Origin of the sequence: Aquiflexum sp. (assembly GCF_041749095.1) — a bacterium.
In the GTDB taxonomy this organism is placed as follows: Bacteria; Bacteroidota; Bacteroidia; order Cytophagales; family Cyclobacteriaceae; genus Aquiflexum.
In genome coordinates this window covers 1-7,670 of sequence record NZ_JBGTCA010000405.1, presented here as the reverse complement: position 1 = coordinate 7,670, position 7,670 = coordinate 1, and the positions used below count along the sequence as shown (strand labels likewise).

Annotated in this window: 5 protein-coding genes; all 5 read right to left on the bottom strand. The window is 39.3% G+C overall.

Annotated elements, in window-relative coordinates:
• A partial coding sequence (locus tag ACEW8O_RS18415) for a hypothetical protein (RefSeq protein ID WP_373496094.1) occupies positions 1-221 on the bottom strand: 221 nt, incomplete at its 3' end.
• A gap of 122 nt (positions 222-343) precedes the next feature.
• Complete coding sequence (locus ACEW8O_RS18410) at positions 344-667, bottom strand: sensor histidine kinase (protein WP_373496093.1); 324 nt, start codon at positions 665-667, stop codon at positions 344-346.
• A 15-nt stretch (positions 668-682) separates the two neighbouring features.
• Positions 683-2,389 (bottom strand): tetratricopeptide repeat protein, encoded by a 1,707-nt coding sequence (locus tag ACEW8O_RS18405; RefSeq protein ID WP_373496092.1) that lies wholly within the window; start codon positions 2,387-2,389, stop codon positions 683-685.
• Between the two features lie 2 nt (positions 2,390-2,391).
• Positions 2,392-4,404 (bottom strand): ATP-binding protein, encoded by a 2,013-nt coding sequence (locus ACEW8O_RS18400; protein WP_373496091.1) that lies wholly within the window; start codon positions 4,402-4,404, stop codon positions 2,392-2,394.
• An 11-nt stretch (positions 4,405-4,415) separates the two neighbouring features.
• The coding region (locus ACEW8O_RS18395; RefSeq protein ID WP_373496090.1) for a two-component regulator propeller domain-containing protein at positions 4,416-7,670 on the bottom strand (3,255 nt) is incomplete at its 5' end.

The following is a 7,670-nucleotide window of genomic DNA, read 5'->3' as shown; positions in this document are numbered from 1 at the left end:
CCTGCACTGGTACCGAAATACATAAACCCCCTTTCATCCTGAATAATGGTCCATATTTGGTTATGGCCTTTGTATTCCCTAGGGAGGTAGGTAGTAATTGATGGGAGTCCTTTACTGGAATTTATCTGTCCGAATAAGGTCTGGCTATTGAAAAAAAAGAATAAAAAAATGAAAAATGATATATGACGGGTGATAAAATCAGGGACTAGTTTTTTTTTCATGGGGCAAGTGAAATTAAGTTTTCATCTAAAATATTAAATTAAAATGTAATTATCTCCTTATCTCTCCCCAATGAAGAATATTTGCAGAAGTATAAAGAGTTCAACTCCATAATTCAAGCTGCCTAAAATGGAATTATCATAATGAAGTTGCTGCCTTCACCCAATTTTGATTCTACTTTCAGCTCCCCCCCATGTGCCTTCACAATATCATAGCTCAAACTCAGACCGAGTCCCGTTCCTTGACCCGTCGGCTTTGTAGTAAAGAAAGGCTGGAATATTTTATCTTTGATGGAGTCGGGGATTCCGGGGCCGTTGTCTTTCACAGAAATCTCAATTCCTTTTTCTGTTTTTTGGGTCTTGAAATCTAGCTGTGGTTTAAATTCATCAATACCGTCTTTTGATTTTTCACCCAATGCATAAAATGCATTATTCAGGATATTTACCAATACTTTTCCTATTTCTTAGCGTACGATTTTAATCTTGGGAAGAGAGGGGTCAAAATCAGTGTTCAGTTCTATCTCAGTATCTTTGGTTTTCAACTTGAAACCCTGATAGGCTAGGTTAAGGTATTCTTTGGCCAATGAATTCAGATTGGTTAATTCCATTACTCCTGACTCTGACTTGCTATGTTCCAACATGCCTTTCACAATTGCATCAGCCCTTTTGCCATGGTGATTGATCTTGCTTAAGTTCTGCTTGATATCTTCTAGAATCTCATCCTCTTCACTCTCTGTTTTTCCATCATGTGTCTTGCGTCTTATGTCTTGAATCTCATCAACCAACTCTGCACTTACCTCACTAAAATTATTCACAAAATTCAGAGGATTCTGAATCTCATGAGCGATACCTGCGGTAAGCTGGCCAAGGGAGGCCATTTTCTCTGATTGGATGAGTTGGGCTTGGGTGGATTTGAGTTCTGTAAGTGTTTGTTCTACATTCTCTTTTTGTTCTTCAATTTCCGTTTTTTGTTTTTGCAATAACTCATTTGCTTTTTTACGGTTACGATTATTTTTTAACAATAGAAATGCTATTACCATTAAGGTGAAAAGGCTTCCGAGCAGGGCATTCAGCCGAATTCGGTTGCGGTTTTCCAATTTTAAGGCCTCAATTTCTTTTTGTTTTTCTTTTTGCTTAAAGTCAAGATTTTGGATGGCCATCGTTTTTTCGCGATTGAATAGACTGTCTCTTAGTGCAATAGAAGCCCTTAAATATTTAAGTGTGCTATCCGGCTGATTTTTGATCTCATAAAGATTGGATAAGGTAGTGATCGCATCAAGTACTCCCCTTGGGTAATATTTGCCAAAAGGTTCCAGCATGGCTTTCCGGGCATAAATGATTGCCGAATCCATCTGGTTTTTTGATTTGAATACCAGTGATTTTCCATGGTATAGGTCAACCAGATCGATTTCAGTTCGGTAGAATTTGGCACCAAGTATTCCGCGATCAAAAAAATAATTTGCGGTGTCGAATCGGTTTAGTTTATAATACGAATCACCCAAAACAAATAAAACCCCACTCCAGTTTGGTTGAGATTTTAAAGCTATCGAAGCATAGAAGATGGCAGAATCGGATTGATTCATTTTGGCATATACTGATGAAAGCGTTCCCAACAAACTAGAATTCAAAACATCCGGATTTTCAAGGGACAGGCTTTTCCTAATATAATCAAGACTTTTCTGATATTCCCCCATATCCCGATAGGCTCCGGAAAGTCCACTATAAGTATACATTTGTCCCTGTCTGGAGTTTATATTTTCTTGGTATTCCAAAGACTTATAAAAATAATCCAGTGCCAATGGATAATTACCAATAGTGGTAAGGCAAAAACCCATTAACGTATAGGCAAAAGATTCTCCAGGTTCGTAATTTATTTTCCTTGCCAAGGAAATGCTTTCCCCAGCATATACAATTCCCGAATCGGGTATGGACCAAGCTAATGCAAGACTTAAACTGTTTAATGCTTTTACTTTATTACTATCTTCTTTTGCGGTTGTCAAAACATTTTTCAGACTATCTATATTGATGTGAGAATAGTCCGAGTTGGTATTTAGTGGGACACCGTCAGGCGCAGCATACAGCTGTGTCTGCTTTACATTCTCAACCTCGCTATTATCCGTGCAGCTAATAAACAGCAAGAAAAGAAGCACAATTGGAGGGGTGTTTTTCATATCTAATTTCCCTGTAAGTGAGGTAAGTGAATGCTAAATAAAGTTCCTTGATCGATTGAACTTTCCACCCTGATCTCCCCCCCATGTGCCTTTACAATATCATATGCCAAGCTCAACCCCAATCCCGTCCCCTGCCCCGTAGGCTTGGTGGTGAAGAAAGGCTGGAAGATTTTGTCTTTGATGGAGTCGGGGATGCCGGGGCCGTTGTCTTTTATGGATATTTGGATTTTATCGCCAAGGTTTTTGGTGGAAACGGTAACCAAAGGACGAAGACTTGTCAGGTTTTCACCCCGAGGGCTATCGGGGCTGGGCAGGTCTCTCTCTGTACATGCATAAAAAGCATTATTCAAAATATTCAATAATACCTTTCCTATATCAGATCGTACCAGTTCTATTTTGGGAAGGGAAGAATCGAAATCTGTTATCAGTTCTATTTCAATATCCTTGTTCTTGGACTTGAAGCTTTGGTAGGCGATATTCAAATATTCTCCAGCCAGCGTATTGACATTGGTCAGTTCTTTTACTCCTGAACCGGTTTTGCTGTGTTCGAGCATCCCTTTGACAATGGCATCCGCCCGTTTGCCGTGGTGGTTGATTTTCCCCAGATTCTCTTTAATATCCCTTAATATTTCACTAACCAAAGTCTCGTCTCTCGCATCTCGGCTCTTGGCTCTTTCTTCTTCAGCCTCAACTATCAACTCACCACTGACCTCAGAAAAGTTATTCACAAAATTCAGAGGATTCTGGATCTCATGGGCAATGCCTGCGGTGAGTTGACCTAATGAGGCCATTTTTTCTGATTGGATAAGCTGGGATTGTGTAGCTTTTAGTTGTTCTAATGCCTGCTCTGCCGTTGCTCTTTGATGATCGGTTTCCTGCTTTTGGTTTTGCAATAAAGTATATGCCATTTGCCGGTGCCGGTTGCTGCGCCACAAAAAGATTGCTATTATGAGGAAAAATCCGACAACGACCAAAAGTCCATATACCTTCAGCCGGTTTTGATGTTCTTCCCGGGCGGATTGCAGCTCTTGTTCTTTCATCTTCTTGTTAAATACAAGGAAGTTTGCACGGCCTATCTTTTCCTGGTTATAAAGGCTGTCTTTTATAGCTGTACCAATCTTATAATAATTTATAGCTTCAACAGGAGAATTTTTTTCATATACCCATGAAAGTAATTCGCTGGCCCGCATAGCTCCCTTTTGATATTGAATGGCTTGGGCGGTGTCGAAAGCCATTTTTGCATAGTAGCGGCACGAGTCCGGCTTGTTTTGTTTACGGAAAACGGTAGCTATACCAATATTTATTTGAACCTGATCGCTTTGTGCCGCATCTTTAAAAGTTGACTGATAACAATAAAGAGCTGAATCCAACTGATTTCTTTTTAGATATACATTGCCCAATACTAAAGCAGGGTAGGTCCAATCACTCGCCAATTCCCGGTCCTTTGCATATCCCCTTCTTGCAAAGAAAAGGGCGGAATCTAATTTATTTCCGATCAAATAAGCTTCTCCTATGCAAACGTCAGAATACATTGATCCACGGGGAGCCATGTAAATTTCAATCATTTTTCTTGCACCAAAATAGTAATTCAAAGCTTGCTTGTAATCACCTATTTCCTTATAAATATCACCAATGTAACTTTCCATGAAACCAACATCGGCCGGCCTGTTCATTTCCCGGTATAAACTCAAAGCATGCAACATGTTTTGCATGGCTTGAGCGTAATCACCGAGCACCATATAACCACCACCTAAATCCATATATGCCCCCGCTTCGCCTTGCGTGTAACCCAACTTTTGGGAAAGCCGTAGCGCACTATTGGCATAATACATACCCGAGTCAGGCTTGTTATAAACATAAAAATGTGATAAATGCAACAGGCGATTAACCTGTGCTGTGTCTTCTTTGTTATCTATACTGATTAACTTTTTTAAACTGTCTATATAAAGAACTTGTTGTGCAAAGCCAGGAACTGTCCAATACAATAAAGCAAGTATGATAATGTATTTCTTCATGAGTAGGCTACTTAGTTAAGTGGCAATTGGACAATAAACTCTGTCCCTTCTCCTTCTTTAGTTTCCACCTTGATTTCCCCTCCATGCGCCTTTACAATATCATAAGCCAGACTCAGACCCAATCCAGTCCCCTTCCCGGTTGGCTTGGTTGTAAAGAAAGGCTGGAAGATTTTGTCCTTGATGGCATCGGGGATGCCGGGACCGTTGTCGGAGATTGATATTACTACTTTACCCCCCTGACCATCCTTAAGGGGAGAATATGTAGTCGAAACCTTTACGGTTGGTTTATATGCCTCTCCCCCTTGAAGGCCTGTTCCAAGATTGGGGGTGGGCTGAGGGGTAGTGCAAGCCTGAAAAGCATTATTGATAATGTTCAACAAAACCCGTCCGATTTCCTGTGGAACAACATTTACTTTTGGAATTTTCGAATCGAATCCTGTCACGAAATCTGCATTAAAAGACTTGTCTTTTGCCCGCATCCCATGATAAGACAATCTCAAATATTCATCTGCCAAAGCATTGATGTCCGTCGGCACTTTCTCTCCTGAACTTACCCGGCTATGCTCGAGCATACCTTTTACAATTGAATCTGCCCGCTTGCCGTGGTGGGTAATCTTCTCAAGATTTTGCTTAATATCAGCCAAAATCTCATTTTCAAGTTTGATGTCTATTTGGTCTTGGTTCTTGTTTCTAGATTCTTGGATCTCCAAAATCAACTCGCTGCTCACTTCTGAGAAGTTATTCACAAAATTTAACGGATTCTGAATCTCGTGGGCAATACCTGCGGTGAGCTGGCCAAGTGATGCCATCTTTTCGGATTGGATCAGTTGGGCTTGGGTCTGCTTTAAAGTATAATAGGCTTTCTCAATCTCATGGGCTTGGGCTAGTTCTCTTTCTCTGGCTTTTTCCCTTTCCCTTTGGATAAGCCGCTTTCTTTGGTAACGGTCTATAGCAAATACTCCGGCCAGGAAGATCAGAAAATATATTCCATAGGCCCACCATGTGAGCCAAAAAGGAGGATGGATTAGAATCCGAATGGAGGAGCCTGTATTATTCCATACGCCATCGTTGTTCGAGCCTTTCACTCGGAAGACGTAATCTCCAGGGCCTACATTTGTATAAGACGCCAATCGTCTGGAACCTGAATAGACCCATTCTTTATCAACCCCCTCCAATTGATAAGCATATTGGTTTTTTTCAGGATTAGTAAAATCAAGGGCTGCAAACTGGAAGGAAAAAAAATTCTGGTTATAATTCAATACAATTTCTTTTGAATCATTGATACCTTTGATCAATTTATCAAATAATTTAAATTGGGTAATAACTATAGGTGGAACCTTACTGCTTGCATTTATTTCAAGGGGATTAAAATAATTAAATCCATTATCGCCACCAAAATATAAAGTGCCATCCCTGCCCTTAAACTTTGCACCACGTCCCCTATTACCAGCTGCAAAAATATTTCCCTGTAAACCATCTTTATAATCGTAGTTCCTAAATGTTTTTTTAACTGGATCAAAGTCTGATAGTCCATTATGTGTACCCAGCCAAAGATGGCCATTGTTATCTTCTAAAATCGAAAATACGGTATTACCCGCCAATCCATGTTTCTCTGTGAAGGTTGTAAATTTTCCAGTTTCGTAATTAAAATAACTTAATCCACCTGCCAAGGTTCCCAACCATAGATTTCCTTTTTTGTCTTCGTGAAAACTAGTTATTATATTTGAGCTGATGCTGGTTGTATCAAGGGCATCATGTTTATAGTGAATAATACTTCCGGTTCGTTTGTTTAATCTATCGGTTGCCATACTGCCATAACCTACCCATATATTATCCCTTGAATCGGCTAAAACAGAAATAGCTGTATAATCACTGATACCGGTAGGATCTTTTGGATTGTGATAATAATGTTCAAATGCACCGGTTTTTTTGTCAAAATTTTTTAGCCCGTTACCTGTTCCCAACCAAAGTAACCCATCCCGGTCTTCAGTAATGGAAAAAATCATCTTTTGGTCATCATCTTTCAATCCTTGCGAATTTGTAAAATAATGTGTGAACTCACCTGTTTCCTTGTTTAATTTCGACAAAGCATCTCCATTGCCTATCCAAAGTTGTCCCTGCCTGTCTTCTATCATCACAGCAATGTCATTATTGTTCAACGTTGTTGGGTCGGAAGGATCGTTTCTAAAATGAGTGAATTGATTTGTCTTTTGATCCCAACGATTTAACCCTCCGCCAAAAGTACCTATCCAGACTATTCCTGAAGAATCTTCCACTATTGATGTTACCTGATTGTCACTTAAGGAATTAATATTGTTTGGATCATTTTGCCTAAGACCAAAAGCTTTATTAATTAAGTTGGCCTTATTGAGCTTTCCAAAGAAGGAACCTGCCCATAAAATTCCTGCATGGTCAACATGGAGAGAAATAATATTATCATTGCTTAAACTATAAGGATCATTATTATTGTGTTTATAAGTTGTAAAAAGAGTTCGGTCCTTATTAAATTTAATTAATCCCTTATCGGTAGCTATCCATAGGTTATTCTCCGAATCATCTGTAAAGAGGTTGCCAACCCAATTTGTCAAATTTTTACTGCTGATGGAATGAATATTTTTTGGATCATTCAGGTACCGCCTAAATGTACCTGTTCTTCTATCAAAACTGTTCAAGCCATTATCTGTGGCAAGCCATAGAAGTCCTTCCCGATCTTCAAAAATTGATGTTATGAAATTGCTACTTAAACTATTTGAATCATTCGGATCGTTGCGATAACTGGTAATATTAACAGTGGAAGGTTGCCCTTCTTTTGCGGCAGTCAAATTTATCCGGTGTAGGCCGGTAGTATTTCCTACCCATAATATTTCTACTCTATCCTTATAAATGCAGTTTATCATGTCTATCAATACGGGGGACTCATCTAACTGTCGGCGGAAACCCAAATCGAAACTTTCGTCCAAAAATTTTCCTGTTTCCCTGTTAAAGCGACACAGTTCCCCCGAAGTGCTTCCCACCCACATCATTCCATTTGCATCTTCATTAATAGACCAAATATTTGGATTAGAAAATTTGGCATCTGGTGAAGGTTTGTAGCGGGTAAATTTTTCAGTAGTTCTATCGAACTTGCACAATCCTTCAAAAGATGAAACCCAGAGGGTTCCATATTTATCCTCAAAAATGGTATATATAAAATTTTGAGAAATAGAGTTAGGATCAGCAGGATCAAACTGGTATTTTGTAAAATCATAACCGTCATATTTATATAA

Coding starts and splice junctions, on each gene's coding strand:
- ACEW8O_RS18405 (WP_373496092.1), bottom strand. CDS start 2,389: ATGAAAAACACCCCTCCAATTGTGCTTCTTTTCTTGCTGTTTATTAGC.
- ACEW8O_RS18400 (WP_373496091.1), bottom strand. CDS start 4,404: ATGAAGAAATACATTATCATACTTGCTTTATTGTATTGGACAGTTCCT.